Here is a 23,305-nt window from a genome sequence, read left to right on the forward strand (position 1 = left end):
CCGCCACCACCGTCCCAGTCTGCCGCATTCCCTCCGTGTCATATCCGTGGCGTCGATCCGTGGCGTCGATCCGTGGTGCGATTCCGTGGCCACCACGGATGTGGGCCGGCGGGGCCGCGAGAGAGGCTGTGACCACGCGAACAACGCGACCCACGCGAACAGCGTGACCACGACCACAGGAGCTGACCATGACCGACTCTTCCATCCCGACGATCAAGACCGTGCTGCACCCCGTGTCCGACCTGGCCAAGGCCAAGGCGGTGTACGCCGCACTGCTCGGCATCCCGCCGCAGGCCGACTCGCCCTACTACGTCGGCTTCGAGGCCGGGGGCCAGCACATCGGACTGGTGCCGGGCGGCGGCCCTCAGGGCATGACCTCGCCGGTGGCCTACTGGCACGTACCCGACATCGAGGCGAAGCTGGCCGAGCTGACCGCCGCCGGGGCCACCGTGAAGGAGGCCGCGCACGACGTCGGCGGAGGCCGCCTGGTGGCCACCGTCACCGACCTCGACGGCAACGTCCTCGGCCTTCTTCAGGACCAGTGAGCACGCCCTTCCGCTTTTCCATGGCCGGTCGGCCGCAGAACCGACTTTCCCGCCCTTCTGTGGCCGCCGGCCGCACGACCGACCCATCTCGCGAAAAGGACCTGTCATGACCTCCTTCGAATCCGTCACCCTGGAAGTCTCCGACCCCACGACCGCGGACGCCTTCTACCAGGCCGTCGGCCTGGGCTCCTACGTGGACGTACGCGCCGCCTCCGACGCGCCGACGACGGGCTTCCGCGGGTTCGCGCTGTCCCTCGTGACCTCCCAGCCGGGTAACGTCGACGCCCTCATCGCCGCCGCCCTCGACGCCGGCGCCACGACGCTGAAGCCGGCCACGAAGAGCTTCTGGGGCTACGGCGGCATCGTGCGTGCCCCGGACGGGACCATCTGCAAGATCGCGTGCTCGGCCAAGAAGGACACCGGCCCCGCCGCCCGGCAGATCGACCAGGTCGCGCTCCTGCTCGGCGTTGCGGACGTCAAGGCGAGCAAGCGGTTCTACGTCGAGCGCGGCCTGGCCGTGGCCAGGAGCTTCGGCGGCAAGTACGTGGAGTTCGACACCCCGACGTCGTCCGTCACGCTGGCGCTCTACCCGCGCCGCGCCCTCGCCAAGGACACCGGCGTCCTCCAGGAGGGCACGGGATCCCACGGCATCGTGCTCGCCGGCGCCGCCGGCCCCTTCACCGACCCCGACGGCTTCACCTGGCACGCACGATCAGACGACCGGACCCACATCGTCCAGTGACCACCCACTCTTCGTCGGTGCCAGGCGAAGAGCACCCTGCGGTTCCCGCCCAGCCACCCGAGTATTCATATGTACGGGATAGAAGATCGCGTGTACATGCCTGCCGTGTTCGCACGACGGAGCGCGCCCTCGCCGGGACGATGCGAGCCGCGTGAGTGGCTTCGTCGGTGAGGGCGCGCTGCGGTTGAGCGCTGTTGCTATCGCGGAAGAGGAGGTCGGCCGGCTACCAGTTGATGCGCTGGCTCGGCCCCCCGGTGCAGGGGACCGATATGACGGGTGTTCCGTTGGCGTAGCTGCTCACGTCCACACACGCCCCACTTGAGCTGACGGTTTCGCTGCTGAAATAGCGGAACTGGGACGCGAAGTTGCATGAGATGAGGAAAAGGTGACCGTCGTCTCCGAGACACTTTCCACTGGCGACATTGCGGATGGCGCCGCCAAGGTCCCACCGGAACCGCTGGCTCGGCTGGCCGGCGCAATCCCACAGGATGACCGGCGTGTAGTCCGCATAGGAGGACACGTCCCAGCACTTGTCTCCGGCGACATGACGGAAGTTCCAACTGAACTGCTGGCTGGGCTGCCCCAGGCAGTCCGCGAGAATCAATTGCGTTCCCGCGGCGTAGCTACGCACATCGAGACAGCGGGCACCGGCGGTGCTGCGGAGCACGCCATCCCACCACTCCCAGCGTTGGCTGGCCCGGCCGTGGCAATCCCACAAGACGGCCGGCGTGCCTGCGGCGTAGCTGCTGACGTCGAGGCATCGGTTGCCGGCGATGGACCTGATCGTGCCATCGGTCGCGCGACGCAATTGCTGGCTCTCCCGGCCGTGACAGTCCCACAGGACAACGGGCGTCCCGTTCGCGTAGGAGCTCACATCCAGGCATCGGCCGCCGATCACGCTGTAGATGGCTTTGGGTGAGATCGTCGCCGCATGAGCAGCGGAGATTGGCGCGGTCACCGAGAGAAGAGCGGCAACAGCCACTACAACTCGCAGAAGACGCCTTTTCCACATCATCCCTTCCCCTTTCGTGGTAGACGCAAGTGTTGTCGGAATGTAGGTGGTAGACGCATCGGGTGCCCCGCGGCCTTCCGAGTGGCACCCGAACGTAAGGGAATCCGGTATGGCGGGAAGCGGGCATAGGAATGGGCATCCCGAAAACCTGTGACGCTACGCCGTTGAAGGTCCTGGAAAACCGAGCCGGCATGGGTCAGGGTCGGTGGAAGACGAGGACGGTGATGTTCTCCTGGCCGCCGTTGTCGTCCCGCTTGGGGTCGTTGACCTGGAATCGGAGGCGACCACTCGACGAGCCCCGGTAGGTGTAGCAAGGGCTGTTGGATCCGACAGGCCGCCACGCGGTCGTGCTGATCTCCCCGTCGTCGAGCCGGATCGGCCGCTTCGTGACCTGCGAGAACGCCTTCACCATCAGCACGTACGGTGCGAGCGTCGGCGCCGGCCAGCCGGGCCCGGCGATCTGACCCTCGTCGCCGTCCGGGTCCTTCGTGGTGCCCCACCAGTTGATGCGCAGGATGGAGAAGTCGTCGGTGCGCGCGGAGAAGACGTCGCCTGGGACGAGCGTGCCGACGCTCACCCCCCGGGAGTCCTCCCCGTCGAGGGTGGCGTGCAGGACGCGGTCGGGGGAGTCCCCGCCGTCGCAGTGGTCGAACGGGGTGCGGACGGTCGCGCTCGCCGGCACCGTGGCGAACCCGGTCGCCAAGGGCAGCGCGAGGGCTGCTGCGGCGGCGAGAAGTCGGCGTGCTTTCATGGTGATCTCCTTGTCTGCCAGAGAGAAGTGGATAAGTGGTACGACCGGGACTCCGGTACGACCGCATGCCGAAACAGGTCCAAGCGAGTCGATCGGCGCATCACGCCTCACTCGCCGACCGCTGCTGACGACGGCATCGTCGCGCGGGGACACGCAGTGGACCGAGACGTCGACCGGGTTGGACGCCGTTGTCGTACTAGACGGCCACGCTGATCCGCCGGACGCTCTGGTGGACGGCCGCAGTGATCCGCCGGACGATCCAGTGGCTCTGCAGCGCCATGCACCGACTGCCGCCATCCAGCGTGAAGTCGACCCGGTGCCACCGGTAGGCGCGGTTGGCCGTGCAGAGCCGCCGGCGTAGCGTGACCGGCGCCCGCCCCACGTCGACCGAGAGCGGGAACCGGAACGTCACGCGCCGTCCGGTCCTGTCCATCGCGTGGCCACTGACGCAGCGGCCGGCGAATGAGCTGCGGTCGGCGCTGAGCCACAGCCGGCTGATCGGACTCGAGTCGGCCGTCGCCGTCGTCGGCGCCGGTACGGCAGGCAGGAGCACGCTCGCTAAGACGGCTGCCACCATCTTCGTCCTTCGTCGTTTTCATGGTCCCCCTTACGGAGCGAGGTGATACGACGATGAGTGAGAGGCAGGCGAAAAACCTTGAGCAATCCTTGAATGGGAGAACGCGTGGAGTTCAGGCTGCTCGGCTGGGTCGGACTGGAGGACGGCGGCCGCAAGGTCGACACCGGGCACAGCCGGCAGCGCTGCGTTCTGGCCGCGCTGCTGATCGACGCTCGTGAGCCGGTGATGACCGCCGAACTGGTGTCCCGCGTGTGGGGCGGCGATCCGCCCGACTCGGCGCTCAACGTGCTCTACGGCTACGTCACCCGGTTGCGCAAGGTCCTCGCACCCTCCGGGGTCCGGCTCCTGCGCCGCGGCGGCGGCTACCTCATCGACGTCGACCCCGCCCTCGTCGACGCGCTGCGCTTCAAGCGCTTACAGGCCACGGACCCCGCCGCGGCGCTGGAGGCATGGCGGGGCAAGCCGCTACCCGGCATCGAGAGCGAGTGGGCGGATCAGGTCCGTGCCGATCTGATCGCGCTCCACCTGTCGGCGCAGGTCCGGCTCGCCGAGGAGGAGACGGCCCATGGCCGTCACACCGCCGCCGTGGACAGGCTGAACGGCGTGCTCGCCGAGCATCCGCTTGAGGAGCGCGTCGTGGCGGTGCTGATGACCGCGCTGTTCCGCGCCGGGAACACGCCGCAGGCCCTGGACTGCTACCTGACCTTCCGCCGGCGTCTGTCCGACGAGCTGGGTATCGAGCCAGGATCGCGGCTGCGCCTGCTCCACCAGCGCATACTCGAAGGTGACAGCGCCCTGGACCGGCAGGAGGCCGCGCCCGTTCCGGCCGGCCTGCCGTACGACGTGCCGGGATTCGTCGGGCGTGCCACGGAGTTGGCGGAGATGAACCGGGTGCTGGGCGGCCGGACGCCGCTGGTGATCTCCGCGATCGAGGGCATGGCGGGCGTCGGCAAGTCGGCGCTCGCCGTGCGCTGGGCGCACCGGGTGCGCGAGCGCTTTCCCGATGGCAGCCTCTACGCCGACCTCGGCGGCCATGCGCCGACCGGTCCCGCGGACCCGGCGCGCGTGCTCGGCGACTTCCTCGCCGCACTCGGCACCGCGCCGGCCCGCATCCCCGGCGGGCTCGAGGCCCGCTCGGCGCTCTTCCGCGCCCTGCTCGACCAGCGCAGGATTCTCGTCGTCCTCGACAACGCCCGTTCCGAGCAGCAGGTGAGGCCGCTGCTCCCGACGGCGGACGGCTGCGCCACGGTGATCACCAGCCGCGTGCCGCTCCATGGCCTGGTCGTCCGCGAGCGCGCACAACGCATCGTCATCGGCACGCTCACCCCGGCCGAGGCCGAGTCACTGCTGCGCACCTTCGTCCGGTACGGCGACGCCACGTCGTTACGAGAGCTGGCGCGGCTGTGCGCCCACCTGCCGGTGGCGCTGTGCGTCGCGGGTGAGAAGGCAGGGCGCGGCGACCGCCCCCTGCCCGAACTGGTGGCCGAGCTCCGGACGGCGAGCAACAGGCTGGACCTGCTCGAGGTGGCGGGCGATCCGCTCAGCAGCGTGCGGGCCGTGTTCTCCTGGTCCTACCGCACGCTGCCAGAGCCGGTGGCCTCGATGTTCCGGCGACTGGGCGCGCACCCGGGTCCCGACATCGAGCCCGGCGCCGCGGCGGTACTGGCAGGCTGCTCGACCGGCGAGGCCGCCGACCTGCTCGGAGCTCTCGCCGAGGCGCGGCTGATCGAGCCATACCGGCCCGGCCGGTGGCGCATGCACGACCTCCTGCGCGCCTACTCCGTCGAGTGCGGCGGTGAACAGGACGAGGCCGTGGCGCGGCTGCTCGACCATTACCTCGACCGCCTGTCCTCCGCCATCGGTCTCGCCCTGCCAGGAGAGGTCGTCATCCGGCCCGACGCCGAACCGTTCCCCGGCCCGGCGCAGGCGCAGGCTTGGATGGAGGCCGAGCGCTCCAACCTGGTGGCAGCCGCCGACATGGCGCTCACCCGTTCACCCGCGCTCGGCAGGGACCTCGGCCGGATGCTGGTGCGGCACCTCGACATGGCCGGCCAGCAGGAGGAGGCCCGGCGTCTCTACCGCAGCGCGGCAGATGCCGCGCGCGCCGCGGGAGACCTGATGGGAGAAGCATCGGCGCTCACCGCGCTCAGCGTGGCGCTGATCCGCAATGGCGAACTGGACGAGGCGCACGACGGCTTGCGCCGTGCCGTGGAGCTCTGGGAAACCCTGGATGATCCACGCAGCCAGGGGAGCGCGCTGGGCAACATCGCGTTGGTCCAGGTGCACCGGGGGCAGTACGCAGCCGCGCGGGCGGATCTCGAGCGCGCGGCCGCCCTGTTCGAGCGCAGCGGCCACCTGTCCGGCCAGGCCAACGTGCTCAACCACATCGGTGAGATCCACTGGCGCACCGGCGCCTACCGGCTCGCCGTCCCACTGCACGAGAGGGCGATGGAGATCACCGCCGAGATCGGAGACCGGGCGGGCGTGGCGGTCTCCTGCGGCGACATCGGCAACGCCCTGTTCCGGCTCGGCGAGTACAGCGAAGCCCTGGAACACCTGGAAGCCTCCCGGGAGCTGGCCAGGTCGATCTCCTACGTCTACGCCGAGCTGACCTCCATGGTCAACATCGGCCGGGTGCGTGCCGCGACCGGCGACCTCCAGGCGGCCTACGACCTCTACCAGGAGGTGCTCACCGCGCTACGCGAGGCCGAGGACCGTGACATGGAGGCGGAGACGCTCGACTGTCTCGGCGAGATCCACCTGGCGTGGGGGGAACACGAGCGCGCACTCGACCACCATCGACGCGCCCTGGAGCTGTTCCGCGCGTCCGGCAGCCACACGTTCGAGGCCAGCGCACTCAACGGGCTGGGCGAGGTACAGCGCGCCCTCGGACATCCGAAGGAGGCGGCTGCCCGGCATCAGGAGGCCCTGGAGCTCACGCAGGCCATGGGCGACCGATTCCAACAGGCCCGCGCCCTAGCCGGCCTGGCCCGACTCCGAGCCGACCAGGGCCTACCGGCAAAGGAGTGGCAGGAGGCCCTGCGGCTCATGAACGACATGGAACTCCCCGAAGCGACCCAGCTACGAAGGCAGCTGAACGCCCCTCTTCACAGTGGGAAGGAAGGACAGCAGCCCATATGAGCCGTTGGGACAACTGCACGCACCAATCCCTGGTACAAGAGGACCGTCGGATTAGAAGTGGAACGCCGACCACCACACCCATGCCCCTCCTGACCTGCACCGCAGCCCTTCGACAACCGCTCGGCCGTCGGCCCCATCCCGCGCATATCCCGCAATGGCGCCCAGTCCCGTCACCCAGTGGGCCGGGCCGAGGAACGAGGCCCGGACCTCCGATCGCCCCCAACCCCGCACGACGACCAACCACCGCATGGCGATCGTCAGGCCGGTGGACGAGGGGCCGGTCATAGTGCGTACCAAACCGCATCGGCGGCTCGGTCATCGACGGTGCCCCCAGGTGCTGAGGTCGGTTCAGCTTGATATATGGTCGTACGCCCGAAGACCTCAGGCTGACAAGGCGGAATGATCAGGCCCCACATCAGCCCCTGACTGACCTTCCGTGACCAGCACGTCCTTGATGATCACCCTGGAGCCGGAGTGCCCCCGCCGGAGGCGTCTTGCCGTGCCTCGTCGCGACGCTTCTTGAATTGGTTGAACCTTCCGGTGAAGACGTACAGGTAATCCATGAGTGCTTCGGCTAGATCGAGCGCGTCTTGTGCATCCTGGCGAGCCACAGGACGCCCTGTGAAGTGTGCAGCATCGTTGCCGAGGACGCGTAGCTCCTGAGCCCATTCGAGCAATCGCCCCTCGATCAGTCCTTGGCGTGCCATCTCTTCGAGTCCGCCGACTAGGTTTCTGGCCTGCACGTTGTGATCAGCGCAGACACCTTCGAGAGCGCGTCTGACCATTACGACGGTTGCTGTGTAGGCATTGGCGTTGAAGCAAAGCTGTGCCTCCTGGTGCTCTCGCCGAAGCTCCGAGGGGATCGCCAGCGACCTCTCCTGACCTCGCTGATCCGAGAACGGCCAGATCACGCTAGCTCTGGTTGATCGAACGACTTCTACTTCCTGGTAGTCGTCCCAGATGACTTCTTGGAAGAGGGCTACGGGTGCGAAGCAGTTGTTGCATGTGGCGACGGCGAGACGGATCTTCCTCTCATCGTGGAGTCCGGTTGCACCGCTGATGAAGGCTGCTTGCTCTTCGGCGGCCTGGTCCTCCGCGCATGCCCAGCATCTGATCTCGTAGGTGAATGGCGAAGTCACGGTGACACGGTATCGATAGGCGTTTGGTGGAAGATAGCGGTTTGCGTGACAGCGCGGCCCAAGTCGCCGGCGGCCGGGACCGGCCCCCAGGCCGCATGCCCGGCCGCCGAGCGGACGCCGGGCCGCGAGGCGGCGCGCAGCGCCGCCCTTGATCACCTATAAGCGCAACTCGGCAAGGCAAGCCTGCGTCCAACACTGGCGAGCAGGGGAACGCGGGCGGATCTGCCGTGTTTCAGGGTCAGGCTTGAGCGGAGGATCCGGTCTGCTCGGCGTGGGTCGATGTCCTCCGCCGTCTTGGTAGTCGATACGGACGGTGCCAACCGGCGTTATCAACCAGGCGTAGAGAGGCCACGCCCTCAATCAGCACAAGGACGGTGACGAGGATGTGGCCTACGTCGTGCTCAACCCATAGGAAGCAGCACCATGCGCTGGTGATGTCAGCCCACCGCTCATATCAACCGTCACTTCCCCGGCCTAACAGCATGGCGCCACGCGTCGCGTTAACGGTTCAGCTGATGGATGCCGGCTGGTTGACCGAATTGTCCGAATCTGCTGCGGCGCTTCCGTACCGTGCCCATTCCGATACGCGGGAGACACTATGCCAGCCGAGAGGTCGTCGGCCAGGATGGGCGCGTGACCAGGATTTTTGACAACATCAAGGATAAGTTGGGCGAGCACCTGCAAGTGACCCTGCAGGAGTTCGAGCGCATGGACGTAGCAGTCGGATACTTCAACCTTCGTGGCTGGCGGATCTTCGACCAGATCGTCCGTGAGAAAACAACAGGTGATGGGCCGACCGTCCGGATCCTGATCGGTATGGTCACAGCCGGCCCGCAGGATGAGACGCTTGAGCACTTGCAAGCCGCGGTCGATGGCGCTGGGCGCCCCGAAGCCGACGCTACGGTGGCGCGGGATCGTAAAGCACAGTTCCTGGACCAGCTGCGGACCCAGTTGATGCGTGGGCTTCCCTCAGCCAGTGACAGAGCGACGCTGCAATCACTGCGTAGCTTCCTTGCCGATAACAATGTGGCGATCAGGGTCTTTACCCGGCGCCCGCTACACGGCAAGACGTACATCTTCCACCGGGTGGACTCGAACAACCCGATCATCGGCTTCGTGGGCTCATCCAACCTCACCGCCCCCGGGCTGACGCACAACCTCGAGCTGAACGTTGATGTCGTCGACAGCACGGCGGCCGCAAACCTCGCCGAGTGGTTCGAGAACCGATGGGACGACAAGTTCAGTCGCCCGGTCACCGCCGACATCCTCGCCCTGCTCGATGAGTCGTGGGCCACAGCGGAGCCACGGCGGCCCTACGAGGTCTTCCTGAAGGTCTGCTACGACCTCTCCCGCGACGTTCGTGAAGGGCTGGCCGAGTACTCCATTCCGCCGGAGATCGGCTCACGTCTGCTTGACTACCAAACGACGGCGGTGCGAACACTGGCCCGGCGAATCATGACCCGCGGGGGGACCATGCTCGGCGACGTCGTCGGCCTGGGCAAGACCCTCACTGCAATCGCGGTGGCGCTGATGCTTCGCGACGAGCACGGCTATATGCCATTGGTGGTGTGCCCCAAGAACCTCGTGTCTATGTGGGAGGAGCACCTCGAAGCATACGAATTGCACGGACGAGTGGTCGCCTACAGCATGGCCCACGCCATCCTGCCCGAACTACGGCGTTACGGGTTCGTCATCGTGGACGAGTCACACACCCTCCGCAACGACACCCGACGCGACTACAAGGCCGTCCAAGACTACATACATGCCAACGAGTCCAAGACCCTGCTGCTTACCGCGACACCGTATAACATCCGCTTCCTGGACGTCGCGAACCAACTCGGGTTGTACATAGACGAGGACGAGGACCTCGGCATCACGCCCACGAAGGCGCTAGCGCAGGACCCGAGATTGGCGGACAAGGTTGACGGCAAGATCACTACGCTGGCTGCCTTCCGCAGGTCCGAGGATCCGGACGATTGGAAGCGGCTCATGAGCGAGCACTTGGTGCGCCGCACCCGGTCGTTCATCAGGAGCAGCTATGCGAAGACCGACGATGACGGGCTTGAGTACCTCGAGTTCTCTGATGGTAGGCGGTTCCGATTCCCAGCCCGCGAACCGCGCCCAATCTCCCACTCGTTCGGCCAGAACGATCCGGCGTCTATCATGGCCGACGACGATACCCTGAGAACCTTGACCGCCTTGAGCTTGCCTCGCTACCAGATGGGCAAGTACCTAATCAAAAACCCCGAACTGAACGACGATGAGCGCCTCTTCGTGGAGAACCTTAACCGTGGCCGTGGCCAGGTCGCTGGCTTCGTGCGCACCACGTTCTACAAGCGCCTGTCGTCGTGCGGGTACTCCTTCACGCTGTCGCTGCGCCGACACATCGCTCGCAACGAACTGTTCACTTATGCGATCGACCAAGGGCTCCCCATTCCCACTGGCACGATCGTTGATACCAACCTCGTCGACGATGACGATCCCACAGCATCCGAGCTGGACACCGCCGAGCGGCTTGGTGATGACCCGGCTCGACGGTACGAGGCACTGTCGTCCGCGGCCCCCAACAGCGTGACATGGGTCCGGCCAAGCATGTTCACAGCGGCCCTGCGTGCGGACCTCGACCGGGACACCGCCGCACTGAGGGGACTGCTGGTCTCCTACGGGGGCTGGTCTGCTGATGTGGACTCCAAGCTCGCGGCGCTGCTCAAATTGATTCAGAAGACTCATCCGGACGAGAAGATCCTGGTCTTCACCGAGTATAAAGACACCGCCACATACGTGGGCGCCGAACTGAAGGCCGCAGGCGTCAGCGCAGTTGGCGTGGTGACAGGCGACAGCGACAATCCCACCGCTCTCGCCCACCGCTTCGCACCAGCCTCCAACACCCTTCCAGGGCATGAGGTCCATAGCACCGCCGACGAACTTCGGATCCTGATTGCAACTGATGTCCTCAGCGAGGGCCAGAACCTTCAAGATGCGTACATCGTCGTTAATTACGACCTGCCCTGGGCGATCATCCGACTGATCCAAAGGGCCGGTCGTGTCGACCGCATCGGGCAACAGTCCGATCAAGTATTCATCTACTCGTTCTTCCATGAGTCAGTTGACGCGGTGATCTCGCTGCGCCAGCGGATTGCAGCGAGGCTTAGCGCAAATGCGGAGGCTTTCGGCTCTGACGAGCAGTTCTTCGGCACGGATGGTGAGGTGAAGGCCATCACGGACCTGTACAACGGCACCCTCGACGACCTCGACGCTGCTGAGGAGGTGGATGCGTCCAGTCTCGCTTACCAATACTGGCGCGCAGCCGAGCAATTGGATCCGGCATACGCCGAACGTGTGGCAGCCTTACCGGACATGATTGACGCTACACGTCGGCGTCGGGTCACCGACATGGACGATGGCGTGCTCTGTTACGTGCGTACTGAAGCCGGCATCGATGGTTTCGCGTTCGCAAACCCTGATGGGGAGCCTCGACTGCTCACCGGACACGAGGTGCTGCGTGCGTTCGAGTCGACGCCCGACGAGCCTGGCCTGGAGATTCGCCCAGACCACGAGGACCTTGTCAAGGAACTCGTCCGCGGAGTCCTGGCCACACCCCACGTTGCCGCGGGGCGCCTGCGCGGCGTCAGGCGAACCCTATGGCGACGTCTCGGAGAGACCCTGCAGACACATGACTTGGACACCACGGTCGCGCTCGACGCGCTCTATCAGCACCCCCTCACCGCAGAAGCGGACCGGAGGCTACGCAGAGCGGTCAGGAACGGGGTCAGCGACGAAGACCTCGCCTCGCGCATCGCCTCGCTGCATCGCGACAACCAGCTCGTCATCCAATCGCGAACCGACAATGACTCGGTGCGCATCGTTAGCACTATGGGAGTTCGTCCATGAGCACAACGCGTCTCCTCGACCTCGTTGATGCGCGTGACTTTCGCACGTTGTTCATCGACGAGCTCGGCTGGAACAATCCTGACCAACCCGACCGAACCTTCTCTATTGAAGAACAAAGCCACACACTGACCCAGATCGCGGGTTACAAGGGCATGCGAATCTGGTACTGCCCCGACCTGCCGACTCGCAAAACGCAGCGGTCTCTGGATGAACTCATCGGCCGGGACAACCATGAGCGTCTAGTCATCTTCGCGAACGAGTCCCGTCAAGAATGGCGCTGGCCCCGCAGAGCGCAAACCGGCGGCGTCAACGCCAAGCTACTCGCGCATCAGCATGTCGTCGGCGATAGCGACGCGCACTTGGCCGGACAGCTCGAGGCTATCGCGATCGACTTCGAAGAAGATCTTCCCCTAGTCGAACTGCTCAACCGGATGCGCCAAGCCTTCGACTCTGAAGCCGAAGCAGCTTCCGTCCAAGCGGCGCGCCTCATGGGCACCCTGTACGCCGAGCTTGACCAGTCGAAGGTGCCCCCCCACGACGCTACCCTGCTCTTGGCACGGCTCCTGTTCCTACTCTTCGGCGATGACACAGGCATGTGGGGAAAGAAGCCCGATCTTTTCCATCGCTACCTCCTCAATCACACCAGTGACGTCACGCTGAACACTGACATGGAGGAGCTCTTCAGAACACTTGACACCCCGGACGCTAAACGCAAGCTCCCATCGGGCAGCTCCTTGACACCTTTTCCCTACGTTAACGGCGGACTCTACGCCGACCCCTTGCCGGTCCCACCCTTAGCGCCAAGGTTCCGTGAAGCCTTGCTGAGCGCCTGCGAGTTCGACTGGGCGATTATCTCACCAGCCGTCTTTGGCTCCATGTTCCAAACCGTGAAGGACAAGGACGCGCGCCGACACGGCGGGGAACACTACACCACCGAAGAGAACATTTTCAAGACCATCGGCCCTCTCTTCCTCGACGAGTACCAGGGCAGGCTTGAAAACGCCTGGGACAACAAGGCAGAGCTCACCAAACTCCACAATGATCTCGGCCGACTACGGTTTTTCGACCCGGCATGCGGCTGTGGAAACTTCCTCATCGTGGCCTACCGCGAACTGCGCGCCCTCGAACTGGAACTACTCAAGCGACGCAGACACCTCGACCAAATTAGCCCATCCCAGGCGGCTGGCGTCAAGCGGTCCCAGATGAGCCTCGATGTCACGGGAGAGATCAAGGTCACTCTGGACCACTTCTACGGCATTGAGATCGAGGAATGGCCAGCCCGCATCGCCGAGACCGCTATGCTCCTCGTCGACCAGCTAGCCAACCAGCGAATGGAGCAGGACTTCGGCCTGGCTCCTGACCGGTTGCCAATTGCCATTGCACCGACCATCCTCCACGGTAATGCTCTGCGTACCAATTGGGAAACAGTATGCCCTCCGGGCCCTGATGTGATCGTGTTCGGCAACCCGCCCTTCAGTGGACGAGGGGATAGGACCGCTGCACAAACTGCTGACCAAAAGTTCATTTGGGGCAAGCAGTACAACATCAATCTGGATTACGTCACGTGCTGGTACCTGAAGACGGTACGCTACTACGGCAACATCGCTAGTAGATGGGCCTTCGTGTCCACCAGTTCCGTGTGTCAGGGGGAGCCAGTCGCCACACTGTGGCGTCCTATCCTCGACGCCGGCTGGCGATGCCGGTTCGCTCACCGGTCGCTGCAGTGGGACTCGGAAGCGCCCGGGAAGGCTGCCGTACATGTGTCCATCGTCGGTTTTGATAAGGCGAAATCCTCACCGAAACCAACCTTGTGGACGTACCCCGCAGGTGGCCACGGTAATGGGACAGCGCACCTCGTCGCGCGCATCAATCCCTACCTCGTCGAGGGGCAAAACTTGCTCGTTGTTAAACATGTCAAGCCGTTGTCGCCGCAGCTGCCCGAGGCGGCGTTCGGGAGCATGCCGAACGACGGGGGAAACCTGCTCGTGGAGGTGGATGACTACCCAGAAGTAGCGGCCGACCCAGTTGCGGCCAAGTATCTTCGACGGTTCATCCAGGCCAAGGAGTTGCTTCACAACAGGCAGCGATGGTGCTTGTGGATGGTGGACCTCGACCCGGCTGATGTCGACCGCAGCGACATCTTGCGTACGCGGATAGAAGCCGTTCGCAAGCACCGAGCCAACAGCAAGAGCCCCACGACCAGTGCAAGGATGCATCCGCCGCACCTGTTTGGACAGATAGCTCAGCCCGACACGTCGTATCTTGGCATCCCGCGACACGTAAGCGAACATCGCCGTTTCTACGCGGCGACGCGATACGAAGCGGACACCATCTGCGGCGACGCAAACTTCCTTATCCCCGATCCCGACGGGTTCGCTTTGGGGGTAATCTCATCCACAATGTTCATGATTTGGCAGAAGACCATCGGCGGACGCCTCAAGTCAGACCTGCGATTTTCGAAGACGTTCACCTACAACACCTTCCCTCTCCCTAGCTTGACGGCGGACCAGAGGGTACTGGTTATTGAGGGCGGGGCACGCATCGTCGCTGCACGCGAGGCTCATCTTGGATCCTCCTTAGCAACCCTGTATGACCCATATTCCATGCCGAATGACCTCGTTGAGGCACATCGGGACCTCGACAAGGTCATTGACATGATCTTTAACATCACGAAATCGGACGACGCAGGAAGGCAGAGGACGCTGTTTCGGAAGTACGCCCAGCTCACAGGGCAAGGTGTCCTCCCTGAGGTCTAGTCGCTAGCATTCTCAGTCCGGGCATCAGCCCGTATCAGGCTGTTTATCCGAGAGGATGAAAGAGGTGGCCCTCTGTGCCCCGGAGAACGACATTGTCCTAACGAGCGAGTGTCATTCCCCGGGGTGGCGGGCTGTCGCCTTCCGGCGGCGCGGTTTCTACCTCCCTCGCTCGCGACCATCCTTGGAGCAACATAACGAGGCATCCTGCAAGTATTCGCAGGCGTTCGCCCGTCCAGCCTTCCTCGCCTGTGACCTGCGGATGGCATGACACTCTTGATAGTTGTCGCGAACTTCCACCGCTCGTTATTCATGACGCACGTAGCGGTAGGAGCACATCATTAGATGGCGACCCGAAGCTACGCCGTTCCATGCCAGCTTGTTGGATAGTCCTGTACTTGTCAGAACCCGTCGTATGTCAATCGATAAGCTCCGGACGACGGCTCACCAGTGCACGCTGAGCCGTCACCAAGCACTCGCGTAACTCCTTTGGCCAAAAGCCTCACCTGGATAGCGGTGACGGATGACGCTGTCTAGATCTCCGGCGCGGTTAACCAGGTCAGCTAGGGACTTGCGCCGCATCTCGAATGCGGCGAGGCCTTGGTCTACGGCGGCGTCAAGGTTGCCTTTCTTAGCGTGGATGATGCCGAAGTTTATGTGGGCGTCGGCTACGCGCATGGGGCGTTGCTGGGGCCGTCGGGACGGGTGTGGATCTAATTGGTTTCGAGGGCGTGTTCTTCGGCGCGGTCGTTGTCTTCGAGCCAGGTGTAGGCGGTGGCGGCTCAGAAGAGCCATTTGGCGTGGTCGAAGACGAAGTAATGGTCGGGAATGCCGAGGATGGGGAGCTTGGCGAGAGTGTCGGTGCCCCTTGTTGGGCTTTGTCGGCTTCATGGCGGTCCCCGACGCGCGCCAAACCCGCGGCCTCTTGCAGGATGAGTTGGACCATGGCGCTGGTTCGGCCGGCGACGGTTTGTCCAATGCGCACTGCGGTGACGACGTCTTCGTAGCGGCCTTCGACCAGGGCGAACCATACGGATATCTGGTAGGCCAGTCCGGCACCACCGGCTGGGGCGGCTTCGGCACCAGCACGAGCACTTGGGGGAGTGCCCGATGAACAGCTCCTGTTTGAAACTCTCAACGATCCGCCGTCTCGCGCCCGAGCTGCTGGTCACCGCGCGCACCCAGCGGCATAACCTCAGGCTTTGAACCTCTCTAGTTCTAGTGACGCTTCCTCACCGGCTCATCAGGAGTGTGGATCACGATGCGCCATCCGTTCGTCGATGACCCTTCGATCCGTACCTGGTCAATCGCACGAGGAGGGCCAGAAATCGTGATGTCACCTGCGAGGATCTTTGAGGTCACCTCACGGCTCGTGTCGATGACAGCGACAGGACGAGACGCTCGATCCATGAGGGAGAGCACTTCACTCTGGACATCTTCATCAAGTTCGGGCACTAGATGGCCCAGTGCCTCCAGCACCTCGGCTGGAGCCCCCCGCTCGACGCGATGGAGCACAGGAGCAACCTTCCCGGGAAGGTCATCAGCACAGTCTGCGAGGGCATCAAACAGAACGCCAGTACCCACGCTTGGCCTGCTGAAAACTTGGATGCCGAACGCCTGAGGAAAGTACCCGGCCTGGTTGGTAAGGCGATCACCGCACAACACTTGACCATCAGGCAGACCTGCGGCAACCAAGGCGCCTTTCTGCAGGTCACCGGGCTTGTCTAGCACGTTCGTTATAGCCGACAGCTTCACTTCGCCGGACTCTAACTCCTCAAGCGTAGCCCCATTAGGAGCCACCACCTGAAGCTTCAGGACACCGGCGATGCGCTGAGTTGCCGCCTCCGCTCGGAGGCACAACAGCAACCCAGCTGACGTTCTACCGTTCATGCGCTCTACTAGTCGCTTTGTAAGCAAATCGACGGATTTGAGGAAGTCTTCATCGTCCCCTAAGTACAGATGCCGAAATAGCACCTGTGCCTCCAAGTCCATGAAAACGCCGGGAGGAGGCGCGTCAGGCTTCGCCGCCATCCTCCACAGGGAGGCGATGTGATCATTTAGGAACTTCTCGACTTCACTTTCTACAGCTTGTAGCTGCGGCCGTCGAGTCGCAGCCCCTGGCGCCACCCTCGCGTAGGTCATGTGAGTGATGTCGAACATGGCAGTCCCTCCACTGTGTGCGCCTAACATTATCCACGACTTTGCCAGTAGATAGCACAGACAGGCTGACGCCAGAGAGGTCCACTCGTGTCACAGGGGTGTATCGCCACAAACCAGGACAATTGTGTCTGATTACGATTTCCGCTCGCTGTCTCCGACTGACTTTGAGTACTTCGTTTGTGATCTACTCAACACTGTGCTTGGCCTGCGCCTGCACTCCTATCCCCCTGGGCGTGATCAAGGGATCGACCTTCGACAGGTCGACGCCGGCGATAGGATCACGGTCGCTCAGTGCAAGCACTACGCAGGTTCGCCATGGTCGACTTTCCGTCGAGCCGCCCTGAAGGAGGCAGACAAGCCTGGCGCGGCGAGCGCCGATCGATACATCCTTGCGACCTCGTTCCCCCTTACGCCCCCGAATCATGCCGAGATTGTCAAGGAACTCCGCAAGCTCGGGCTTGCAGTGGACCACGACGACGTCTGGGGCCCGCGGGCGCTCAACGATGCCCTTGGCCTCCATGCCGAAGTCGAACGCCGGCACATCAAGCTCTGGCTCTCCTCCAGCACAGTATTGGAGGATTTCATCCACAGCCGCCGGTGGCGGCGCACGGAAGCCATTTTAGAAGATATTCTCGATCGGGTCAGGCTATGGGTGGAACCTCCAGCCTACGCGGAAGCACTTCACACCCTTGAGGAAGAGGGCATCTGTATCGTGGCGGGGCCTCCGGGGGCCGGGAAGACCTTTCTCGCTGAGATGATCGCGTTAGCGGCAGCACGTGATAAATGGGAGGTAGTCCATGTGGCCAGCGCACTTGAGGCCTGGGATCTTTTGCGGAAGGATGATACTCCCCGGCTTTTCTACTACGACGACTTCCTGGGGCAGGCCGAACTCAAGCCAACCGCTTCAGACGAGGGGCCTCACCTGGAATCCTTCATTGATCGCGTCCGAAAGCTGAGGCGACACAAGCGTCTGATTATAACCAGCCGAGAACAAGTGCTTCGGCAGGCCTCACTTTCCAATAGTGAATCACTCGCCAGGATCGCGGGCGCGCCGATGCCTCACATGATCGCTTTGTCAACATACGATCTTCAAACCAGGGCTCATATCCTGTTTAATCACCTATACTTTTCGGATATTTCGGACCATGAGCGCCGCCACCTTTCAATAGATAATCGGCTAATCAATCTCGTCCAACATCCCTCGTATAACCCACGCGTGGTTGAGGCCATCACAGGAAGGGTTCGATCGACAACAACAGGCCTCGAACTTTTGACGCAGCTCGGCGAAGCCTTGGACAACCCTGCCGCGGTTTTTAAGGTTAGCTTTAGAGCACTTAGTGAGTCCGCCAAAGAGGTATTGCTAACCATGGCAACGCTCCCGGCGCGGCCAATCCCTCTTGATTATCTACGGAAACTTAGTGGCCAGCCAATTACCTCTTTGACGTGGAAGGGAACATGGCAATCCCTTGAACCGGCTTGGGTGAACTTAACCGGTCAGGGTGCGGCAAAGTCCTTGGTGTTTGCGAACCCGGGATGCCGCGACTATGTGTTGAGCCTACTTGACGATGTCGACATGGCAAGCGAGCGAGTCAACCGCATTATGCACTTGAGCCAACTAGTCTTTCTGACTCAGGCTGCAGGCCTATTGCCGGGCCCTCTCCGATCTCAACATAGAGCCAATCGGGCCGAACTCGCTCACGTCCTGAGAAGCCGCAGCAAGGAGATCGCAAGCTTGATCGGGGACTTCGTTGCAAGTGAGCTATCTCCCAGCACCTCACAGACAGCGACCCTGGTGGTGCTCCGCGAGGCAGCCGCCCTCGTCGCGGTGTACGGCACGGCAGAAACATCTGCATGGCTCTGGGATCGGCTCTCGGTTATCGAGCGGCACGGGAAGAGTCTTCCAACTGTCGACGGGCTTGCCCTTGCAGCCCAGCTATGCGCAGTGCCTGCGGAGACATCTGACGCTCGCGACACCATGGTGAGGATTCTTGTCAGGAAATCGGTCGAAAACATCTCAACCTTGCGGGATTTGGACGCATATGAGGCGCTTCCTTCAAATCTGCAGGCCAGCGACATCCATGAGGTTGCGCAGAATAGGGCTATCTCTGTAATCACATCCGAATTGGACAATCTTCTTGGCTCGTCCATCGATGGGGATACAATGCGGGATACAGGGTTTGATCTGAAAGAACGTGCCGCTTGGTACGGGCACGAGGTAGAAATCGACGTCCTGCTCGACCGCGTCGATGACCTTATGTATACGGAAGAAAGCGACCCGATTGATTGGCCGGAAGCCGTGACTCCTCGCCTCGAATTTAAGCATGAAAGTGAAGCAATCAGGACGATCTTCAGGGGATTAGTGAATTGAGTGCGGCTACGACTATAGGCTGGATGCAGCGGGTTTATCGCGTGTCCAATACGGACACCCCCTTAGTCGAGAAGCTCCGGACGGAGGTTCGACAGTGCACGCCGCGCTCTCACGAATCGCTCGTGGAACTCTCTGGCTAGGTCTTCGCGCCGGTAACGGTGGCGGAGAACTCGATCAAGGTCTCCTGCACGATTGACGAGGTCAGTGAGGGACTTGCGTTCGATGTCGAAGGCGGCCAGGCCCTGCTCGACGGCGGCGTCCAGGTCGCCTCGGCGGGCGTGGATGATGCCGAGGTCTATGTGGGCGTCGGCTACGCGCATGGGGGCGTTGCTGGTGCCGTCGGGGCGGGTGTGGATCTGGATGGTTTCGAGGGCGTGTTCTTCGGCGCGGTCGTTGTCTTCGAGCCAGGTGTAGGCGGTGGCGGCGTAGAAGAGCCATTTGGCGTGGTCGAAGACGAAGTGGTGGTCGGGGTTGGTGGGGATGGGGAGTTTGGCGAGGGGTGTCGGCTCCTCGAGTGAGGGCTTTGTCGGCTTCGCGGCGGTCGCCGATGCGGGCCAGGCCGCGGGCTTCTTGCAGGGTGAGTTGGACCATGGCGCTGGTGTGGCCGGCGACGGCTTGCCCCATGCGAGCGGCGGTGACGACGTCTTCGTAGCGGCCCTCCACAAGGGCGAATCAGGCTGACATCTCGTAGGCCCAGGCCATGAGTTCGCCGTGGCCGACTTGGCGGCCCATCTCGTAGGCGGTGCGGCGGGCGGTTTCGGCTTCTTCGCGTTCGCCGAGGTCGTAGTGGACGCAGCCGAGCAGGGCGGTGAGCCAGCCGGTGATGACCAGGAGTTCGCGGTGCTGGTCGAGGGTGATGCGGCCGGACAGCAGCCGGCTGATCTGGGCCAGGCGTTTCTGTGTGCGGTCGCGCAGGGTCGCGGCGGGAACGACGGGGTAGGCGCGGCAGAGTAGGTCGACGGCTTCGGCGAGTGCTTCCAGGGTGCCGTTGCCGACGTCGGATGCCTGGAGTTGCTGGGCGAGTTCCATGGTGCCGTACAGGTCGGCTTCGGCTCTCAGGGCGTCTACCGGTGTGATGGTCACCGCTTCGATGATCTGAACTTGACCGCGGCGGTTCGGGCGGAAGCCGAGGTCTTCGACGGGTAGTCCGGTGAGTTGGGTGAGGGCGAGCCGGTAGGCGGTTTGGGGCCAGGAGACTTCGCCGGCTTCCCAGCGGCGGATGCGTTCCTCGTCGCAGGTCAGGCGGTCGGTGATCCCAATAGGCGTGCGGTTGACCTTGTCGGCCATTTCGGCGCGAGTCAGGCGGTGCTCGTTGCGCCAGGCTCTGAGCTGCACGTTTGGAATGTTGTCGGGCATTTGGTGCCTTCCTCCCGGCTGGGGGCTCAAGAGGGGGACTGTTGGGGGGCCGTTCGGGGGTCCTGTTGTCGCTTGTTTGCCGGTGGACTTGTCATCAAGCAACCACGGTACGTCACGCGGCCTCCCGCCACAGGGAACGTCGGAGCAACGAGGAGATGGCGACGGTGACCCGGCCACACGAGTCCAGCGACAACACGATCCCGTGTCCCTCTTGCCGGGGACGTGGGACCAAGCTGCGCAGCTCCCGTCGTGCCCTCCTGCTCGGCGAGAGCGGCGATGACGAGAGGTACGGAGAACAGGGATGTCTGGACTGCCTCGCAAGCGGCCGGGTCGAAAGGAACGCGAGATGAATCCCGTGATGCGCGCCGCTGCGGAACGGCTGCTCCAGGAGCAGCAACAGCAAGAGCACGAGGCCAGGCTGCTGGAGCAGTTGCGCAATGCGCTGCTGGCACTGAACGTGCGGGCCGAGCTGCGGGACAACGGCACTGCGCTGATGATCCCGCGTCCCCGGGTGGGGTTGCCGGTGTGGGTGTTCGTCGGGTTCGGCGGCGCCTACTTCTCCTGGCAGTCGGCCGAGAAGCGTCACCCGGTCGCCGACATGGAGGGCGCCGCCAACGTGCTGGCCGAGTACGCCGGCCGCTAGAAGACCGGCGCGGCGGGGCTGGGTCCCCGGGGCAAGGATGGGCTTGCTCGCGGGAGCGTCACCCCTGTCTCGTCGCGCCTTCCAGCTCCCGGCAGGCACAGAGCACGACGCACCGGCTCACCCCCCACCTTGCGTCCTTCCCCCGCGCTGCGCCTGCCGGGAGTCTGCGTTTCCGCCGCCTGTCCCAAGCTCGTGACAGGGACGGAAAGCCAAGTTAGGCTCTAACTTGGTAAAACAACCTGTCGGGTGATGGACGGTCGTAATGTCGCTAGAGTCCGTGCCGCCGAAGTACGCACAACTTGTGCAAGCCCTGCAACGACGCATCGAGTCCGGGGACTACCCGCCCGGCTCCATGCTGCCCAGCGAGAACCAGCTCATCAACGAGTTCGGTGTCTCCCGTCCCACCGTGGTCGCCGCGCTGCGGGTCCTGCGGGAGCAAGGGTGGGTGGAATCCCAGCAGGGCAAGGGGCGCTTCGTGCGCGGTCGTCCCGCCGTCACCGGAGCCGAGCAGCCCCGTCCCGGGCAGGCGTATCTAACCGCCCCGGAAGCCGCCTCGCCCGGTGAGGTGGTGCAAGCCGGAGCCGTGACCGTGCCCAACCGCATCGCCGCCCTGCTCGACCTTCCCTCCAAGAACAAGGCCTTCCTGCGTCGCCGTCTGATCGGGAAGGACGGTGAGCCGACCGAGGTCGTGTCCGTGTGGGTGCCGCTGGATCTGGCGGAGGGCACCGCGCTGACGCAGAGTGAACCGCTGGACCAAGGGCTTCGTGAGCATCTGCATTCCCGCAAGGGGGTGCGGTTCGACCATGTGGTGGAGCAGATCGTCGCCCGGATGCCGGCGGCCGAGGAGGCCAAGCAGCTCGGCATGCCGAAGGGGGCGCCGCTGCTGGTGGTGTACGGGGCGGTACGGGACGCTGCAGGGAAGGCGCTGGCCGCGGTCGAGGTGCTGCTTCCCGCGGATCGGCATGAGTTGCAGGACGTGTATCCGATCGGTTAGCCGAGTGTCACCACGCGAGCCCGCTTAGGTACTTGACCTACCAAGTGGGCTCGCTTATTCTCGAAGCACTTGATAGGTCGAGTGCCTGTCAGTCAACAGAAGGAGTTGCCTTATGGCTCTGCAAGGTCCCATCCCCGTCACCTTCGACATGGTCTTCCCGCACGGCTGCTACGTCGTCGGGGAGGTCGAGGCGGTCAAGGACTTCGACGCCTCCACCGGCGGCCGGTTCGTCCAGTCCCGCGACAAGAACAGCGGAGAGCTGATCTGGCAGGTCGCCGTCATGGACGCCGACCCCACCGTCAAGCCCGCACAGAAGACCGTCGCGGTCAAGATCCTGGCCCCGGTCCAGCCCGTCCCGCCAGCGCCCATGCCGGGGCTGCCGTTCACCCCGGTCGAGTTCGACCACATCACCGTCACCCCCTACGTCAACGGCAACGGCCGCCTGGCCTACTCGATCAAGGCCCGTGAAATGCGCGCGCCCCACACCGGCCCCGCCCTCCCGGCCACCCCGCCGCCCACCTCCACCAGTTCCACCTCCACCAAGCACGCCAACGCCTCCGGAAAGGACGCCGCCTGATGGCACGCCGCAGGACTGCCCGCATCAGCACGATCATGCTCAACACCGGCAGCGGTGCCCGAGCGATCAACCACCCCTACCCGGCCCGCACTCCGGTTCTGTCCCTGGACTTCGGCGCCCTGTCGGTCCTGGTCACCACCTCCACCGGGGACGAGGTCACCGCTTCGGACCTGGAGTTCGCCCGCCAGCTCGCCCACCAGGCCCACCAGTTCGCCACCTCCGTGGAGCGCTGCTACCACGGCCTGCCCAACGGACGCGGGGTGGCAGCGTGAGCGACAACCAGCGTGAGCCGTACACCCACCTACGGGCGTCCATCGACGACGGGACCACCCGCCTGGACCTGTCGTTCTACACCCCCGAGCTGGCCGTCACGGTCTTCTGCGTCGACCAGCAGCGGGCTTGCCTGGACATCTCCAGCCGCGAGGGCCAGGTGAGCATCTCCAGCACCGGCGGCGGCTCGGTCACCGAAGCCGACATCGGCCTGGCCCGTGAGCTCGCCCATGCGGCGGCGCGCTACCTGTCGGAGTGCGAGCGCCTGTACGCCAGGCGCCACATGGACCTCGGCTTCACCCGAGCCGAGGCCTGACATGCGGCGGGGCCGCTGGAACTGCTACTTCCGGCGGCCCCTGATCTCCCTGGACACAACATCAAGAGAG

The 23,305-nt window shown here is 64.0% G+C and carries 18 protein-coding genes; 12 read left to right on the forward strand and 6 right to left on the reverse strand.

What is annotated here, in order from left to right; genetic code table 11:
* Positions 1–188: 188 nt before the first annotated feature.
* Both ACFQSB_RS21065 and ACFQSB_RS21070 read left to right on the forward strand, forming a co-directional pair.
* Positions 189–545, forward strand: a complete 357-nt coding sequence (locus tag ACFQSB_RS21065) for a VOC family protein (RefSeq protein ID WP_380828537.1) — start codon at positions 189–191, stop codon at positions 543–545.
* Positions 546–651: 106 nt separating this feature from the next.
* Entirely contained in the window at positions 652–1,287 is a 636-nt protein-coding gene (locus tag ACFQSB_RS21070; protein ID WP_380828539.1) for a VOC family protein, read from the forward strand.
* A gap of 223 nt (positions 1,288–1,510) precedes the next feature.
* Here the strand turns inward: ACFQSB_RS21070 and ACFQSB_RS21075 are convergent, their stop codons facing one another.
* The 3 genes from ACFQSB_RS21075 to ACFQSB_RS21085 all read right to left on the reverse strand — a co-directional run bounded on the left by ACFQSB_RS21075 (position 1,511) and on the right by ACFQSB_RS21085 (position 3,624).
* A complete protein-coding gene (locus ACFQSB_RS21075; RefSeq protein ID WP_380828540.1) occupies positions 1,511–2,245 on the reverse strand; it encodes a ricin-type beta-trefoil lectin domain protein in 735 nt (244 codons plus the stop codon).
* Positions 2,246–2,495: 250 nt separating this feature from the next.
* Positions 2,496–3,050 carry a hypothetical protein gene (locus ACFQSB_RS21080; protein ID WP_380828541.1) on the reverse strand — a complete coding sequence of 185 codons (555 nt, stop codon included), beginning with the start codon at positions 3,048–3,050 and terminating at the stop codon, positions 2,496–2,498.
* 196 nt (positions 3,051–3,246) lie between these two features.
* Positions 3,247–3,624, reverse strand: a complete 378-nt coding sequence (locus tag ACFQSB_RS21085; protein WP_380828543.1) for a hypothetical protein — start codon at positions 3,622–3,624, stop codon at positions 3,247–3,249.
* A 108-nt stretch (positions 3,625–3,732) separates the two neighbouring features.
* Between ACFQSB_RS21085 and ACFQSB_RS21090 the strand changes: the two genes are divergently transcribed.
* The gene (locus tag ACFQSB_RS21090; RefSeq protein WP_380828544.1) at positions 3,733–6,768 is read left to right on the forward strand and encodes an AfsR/SARP family transcriptional regulator; all 3,036 of its coding nucleotides are present in this window, start codon (positions 3,733–3,735) and stop codon (positions 6,766–6,768) included.
* Positions 6,769–7,226: 458 nt separating this feature from the next.
* Here ACFQSB_RS21090 and ACFQSB_RS21095 read toward each other — a convergent pair whose 3' ends face one another.
* Complete coding sequence (locus tag ACFQSB_RS21095; protein ID WP_380828545.1) at positions 7,227–7,907, reverse strand: DUF4145 domain-containing protein; 681 nt, start codon at positions 7,905–7,907, stop codon at positions 7,227–7,229.
* Between the two features lie 633 nt (positions 7,908–8,540).
* On the opposite strand from ACFQSB_RS21095, the gene ACFQSB_RS21100 reads away from it, so the two are divergent.
* A complete protein-coding gene (locus ACFQSB_RS21100) occupies positions 8,541–11,798 on the forward strand; it encodes a helicase-related protein (RefSeq protein ID WP_380828546.1) in 3,258 nt (1,085 codons plus the stop codon).
* Positions 11,795–14,554: a DNA methyltransferase gene (locus ACFQSB_RS21105; protein WP_380828548.1), complete on the forward strand. Its 2,760-nt coding sequence runs from the start codon at positions 11,795–11,797 to the stop codon at positions 14,552–14,554. The genes ACFQSB_RS21100 and ACFQSB_RS21105 overlap by 4 nt, the downstream gene beginning before the upstream one ends.
* 1,215 nt (positions 14,555–15,769) lie before the next feature.
* Here ACFQSB_RS21105 and ACFQSB_RS21110 read toward each other — a convergent pair.
* Positions 15,770–16,711: a hypothetical protein gene (locus ACFQSB_RS21110; RefSeq protein WP_380828549.1), complete on the reverse strand. Its 942-nt coding sequence runs from the start codon at positions 16,709–16,711 to the stop codon at positions 15,770–15,772.
* A 124-nt stretch (positions 16,712–16,835) separates the two neighbouring features.
* Between ACFQSB_RS21110 and ACFQSB_RS21115 the strand changes: the two genes are divergently transcribed.
* Positions 16,836–19,079 carry an nSTAND3 domain-containing NTPase gene (locus ACFQSB_RS21115; protein ID WP_380828550.1) on the forward strand — a complete coding sequence of 748 codons (2,244 nt, stop codon included), beginning with the start codon at positions 16,836–16,838 and terminating at the stop codon, positions 19,077–19,079.
* A 158-nt stretch (positions 19,080–19,237) separates the two neighbouring features.
* Positions 19,238–19,597 carry a hypothetical protein gene (locus ACFQSB_RS21120; RefSeq protein WP_380828551.1) on the forward strand — a complete coding sequence of 120 codons (360 nt, stop codon included), beginning with the start codon at positions 19,238–19,240 and terminating at the stop codon, positions 19,595–19,597.
* A 154-nt stretch (positions 19,598–19,751) separates the two neighbouring features.
* On the opposite strand, the gene ACFQSB_RS21125 is transcribed toward ACFQSB_RS21120, so the two are convergent.
* Complete coding sequence (locus ACFQSB_RS21125; RefSeq protein WP_380828552.1) at positions 19,752–20,435, reverse strand: hypothetical protein; 684 nt, start codon at positions 20,433–20,435, stop codon at positions 19,752–19,754.
* 346 nt (positions 20,436–20,781) lie between these two features.
* Between ACFQSB_RS21125 and ACFQSB_RS21130 the strand changes: the two genes are divergently transcribed.
* The 5 genes from ACFQSB_RS21130 (at position 20,782) to ACFQSB_RS21150 (ending at position 23,235) form a co-directional block, all read left to right on the forward strand.
* Entirely contained in the window at positions 20,782–21,078 is a 297-nt protein-coding gene (locus ACFQSB_RS21130; RefSeq protein ID WP_380828554.1) for a hypothetical protein, read from the forward strand.
* A 262-nt stretch (positions 21,079–21,340) separates the two neighbouring features.
* On the forward strand, positions 21,341–22,072 hold the full coding sequence (locus ACFQSB_RS21135; RefSeq protein WP_380828556.1) for a GntR family transcriptional regulator: 732 nt from the start codon (positions 21,341–21,343) through the stop codon (positions 22,070–22,072).
* A 112-nt stretch (positions 22,073–22,184) separates the two neighbouring features.
* Positions 22,185–22,649, forward strand: a complete 465-nt coding sequence (locus tag ACFQSB_RS21140) for a plasmid replication, integration and excision activator (RefSeq protein ID WP_380828557.1) — start codon at positions 22,185–22,187, stop codon at positions 22,647–22,649.
* Positions 22,649–22,921 (forward strand): hypothetical protein, encoded by a 273-nt coding sequence (locus ACFQSB_RS21145; protein ID WP_380828559.1) that lies wholly within the window; start codon positions 22,649–22,651, stop codon positions 22,919–22,921. The genes ACFQSB_RS21140 and ACFQSB_RS21145 overlap by 1 nt, the downstream gene beginning before the upstream one ends.
* Complete coding sequence (locus tag ACFQSB_RS21150) at positions 22,918–23,235, forward strand: hypothetical protein (protein WP_380828561.1); 318 nt, start codon at positions 22,918–22,920, stop codon at positions 23,233–23,235. The genes ACFQSB_RS21145 and ACFQSB_RS21150 overlap by 4 nt, the downstream gene beginning before the upstream one ends.
* Positions 23,236–23,305 lie beyond the last annotated feature (70 nt).

The sequence above is a fragment of the Sphaerisporangium rhizosphaerae genome, assembly GCF_042665155.1.
GTDB lineage: Bacteria > Actinomycetota > Actinomycetes > Streptosporangiales > Streptosporangiaceae > Sphaerisporangium > Sphaerisporangium rhizosphaerae.